Origin of the sequence: Hydrogenimonas sp. (assembly GCF_029932565.1) — a bacterium.
Lineage (GTDB): Bacteria > Campylobacterota > Campylobacteria > Campylobacterales > Hydrogenimonadaceae > Hydrogenimonas.
In genome coordinates, this window is record NZ_JAOZPV010000125.1 from 1 (window position 1) to 2,854 (window position 2,854).

A 2,854-nucleotide genomic window follows, 5' to 3' on the forward strand; every position below is an offset into this window, starting at 1 on the left:
TGGAAGCAACATGGGCAGATACCAGTGCATTGGAGAAAGATGTTGGATACAAACCAACGACAAATCTGGATGCAGGGGTTGAACAATTTGTTCGATGGTATCGCAAGTTTTATAAAATCTAGACAGGAAAAAATAGAGATGAATCAAAAAGACAAAATTGCAATAATCGGATTAGGATATGTCGGGCTTCCGTTGGCTGTCGCATGTGCAGAGAAATATGCCGTTGTCGGTTTGGATATAAGCCAAAGTCGAATAGAAGAACTTCAAACAGGTTATGATAGAACATTTGAAGTCTCCAAAGATGAGCTGGAAGGTGTAAAGCAAAATCTTCGATTTACGAGTAAAGTCGACGAGATTGCCGATTGCAATATTTATATTGTGACAGTGCCTACACCGATCGATGCTAGCAACCGTCCCGATTTGACCCCGCTAATCAAATCCTCTGAAACAGTCGGACGCGTTCTAAAAAAAGGCGACATCGTTATTTATGAATCGACAGTCTACCCAGGTGTTACAGAAGAGGTATGTGTTCCGGTTCTCGAAAAGAGTTCCGGGTTGAAATTTAACAAAGATTTTTTTGCAGGGTATTCACCGGAGCGTATAAACCCCGGTGATAAAGAGCATACCGTCAAAAAGATTCTCAAAGTTACATCCGGCTCCACTCCGGAAATTGCAAAAAAGGTCGATGCTCTATATCAAAGCATTATTGAGGCAGGCACACACCTGGCTTCGTCGATCAAGGTTGCCGAAGCCTCCAAAGTCATTGAAAATACGCAGCGTGATGTCAATATTGCACTTATCAATGAACTGGCGCTTATTTTCGATACGATGGGCATTGATACCAACGAAGTGATCGAAGCGGCCGCTACGAAGTGGAACTTCATTAAGTTGACGCCGGGACTTGTGGGCGGACATTGTATCGGTGTCGACCCCTATTATCTCACGTTTAAAGCAGAAGAGTTGGGTTACAAACCGAACCTTATTCTTGGTGCGCGACAGATCAACAATGGTATGGGAAAATATATTGTCGAACAGACAGTTAAACACCTTATAAAACATGACAAAAAAATCAAAGACTCCAATGTTTTGGTTATGGGAGTTACATTCAAGGAAAACTGTCCGGACACTCGCAATACAAAAGTAGTGGATATTATTCATGAATTGCAGGAGTATCATGTGAATGTTGATGCCTACGATCCATGGGTTGATACTGAGGTTGAAAGAAAAAGTTTTCCATATCCTCTGTTACGGCACAATCCCATTGAGGCAGATAAAAAATACGATGCAATCATTGTAGCCGTTGCGCATGATCAGTTCAAATCACTGAAAAGAGCGGACTATGAGAATATCAGTACAGCACCCGCAGTACTGATAGACATCAAAGGAATAGTGGAAAAACCGACATGGAGACTGTAATGAAAAATTTTGCACTGATTGGCGCAGCAGGCTATATTGCACCGCGTCACATGAAAGCGATCAAAGAGACCGGAAACGATCTTGTCGCTGTACTCGATCGATGTGACAGTGTGGGCATTATCGACAGCTACTTTCCGGAGGCCCACTTCTTTACCGAATTCGAACGTTTTGACCGATTTGTCGACAAGTGGCACCGAGAGCAGGATAAGCGAATTGAATATGTGAGTATCTGTTCACCCAACTATCTGCACGACGCCCATATCCGTTTTGCTTTGCGCAGCGCAGCGGATGCCATTTGTGAAAAACCTCTCGTACTCAACCCGTGGAATATCGATGCGCTTAAAGTCATCGAGGAAGAGACGGGGAAAAAGGTCTACAATATCCTTCAGCTTCGGCTGCACCCATCCATTGTAGCTCTCAAAGAGAAAGTGCAGGAAGAGATCAGGAACAACCCGAACAAACGCTACAACATCGATTTGACCTACCTGACATCACGCGGAAAATGGTATTTTGTCAGTTGGAAAGGGGATGAAAGCAAAAGCGGCGGAATCGCCAGCAATATCGGCGTACATTTTTACGATATGCTGACATGGATATTCGGTGATGTGGAAGAGAATATCGTACACCTCAAAACACCCTATGCCAATGCGGGATATCTGAAGCTCAAACATGCCGATGTCCGGTGGTTTCTCTCGGTCAAATACGATTACATACCCGACGAGATCAAAGCCCAGGGCCAGCGCACCTACCGATCCATCACCGTCGATGGCGAAGAGATCGAATTCAGCGGAGGATTTACCGATCTGCATACCCGCAGCTACGAAGAGATTCTGGGGGGCAACGGCTTCGGACTCGATGAAGCTTACGGCTCCATCCAGACAGTCTCCACTATCAGGAATCTCGAACCCATTGGTCTGAAAGGGGATTACCATCCGTTTTGTAAGTTAGTTATTGGTTGATAGTTTTTGGTTTTTAGTTTTTGGTGGGAGAAGGTATGACAGGATATCAGAATCTGGAAGTGTGGAAGAAATCTATGAAATTGGTCACAGATGTTTATCTGCAGGTGAAAGCTCTTCCCAAAGAAGAGACATATTCTCTCGCTGATCAGATTCGAAGATCGGCTGTCTCGATTCCCAGCAACATTGCAGAAGGAAGTTCAAGAAACTCTTCCAAGGAATTTATTCAGTTTTTATATATTGCTTTGGGATCTGCATGCGAGCTGGAAACACAATTACTTATTGCAAAAAATGTTGGCTATATTGAAAGTTTTCATACGGTAGAATTAGAATTGGTCGCCGTCAAAAAAATGCTCAATGCCCTCATCTCATCACTGAAGCGATCCAAATGAACACCAAAAACGAAAAACTAGAAACGAAAAACCAGAAACTATCAACTGCAACCAAAAAAGAAAAACGAAAAATGAAAAACTATTATTGTT

General features: G+C 43.3%; 3 protein-coding genes. All 3 read left to right on the forward strand.

The window, feature by feature from the left end; genetic code table 11:
- Nucleotides 1–138 precede the first annotated feature (138 nt).
- From Q1K24_RS09695 to Q1K24_RS09705, 3 genes are read left to right on the forward strand one after another with little or no spacing between them, the layout of a single operon-like run.
- Nucleotides 139–1,416, forward strand: coding sequence for a nucleotide sugar dehydrogenase (locus tag Q1K24_RS09695; RefSeq protein WP_300369517.1), 1,278 nt, complete (start codon nucleotides 139–141; stop codon nucleotides 1,414–1,416).
- The gene (locus Q1K24_RS09700) at nucleotides 1,416–2,375 is read left to right on the forward strand and encodes a Gfo/Idh/MocA family oxidoreductase (protein ID WP_300369511.1); all 960 of its coding nucleotides are present in this window, start codon (nucleotides 1,416–1,418) and stop codon (nucleotides 2,373–2,375) included. Before Q1K24_RS09695 ends, Q1K24_RS09700 begins: the two co-directional genes overlap by 1 nt.
- 35 nt (nucleotides 2,376–2,410) lie before the next feature.
- Complete coding sequence (locus tag Q1K24_RS09705) at nucleotides 2,411–2,764, forward strand: four helix bundle protein (protein WP_300369514.1); 354 nt, start codon at nucleotides 2,411–2,413, stop codon at nucleotides 2,762–2,764.
- The last annotated feature ends 90 nt before the right edge of the window (nucleotides 2,765–2,854 follow it).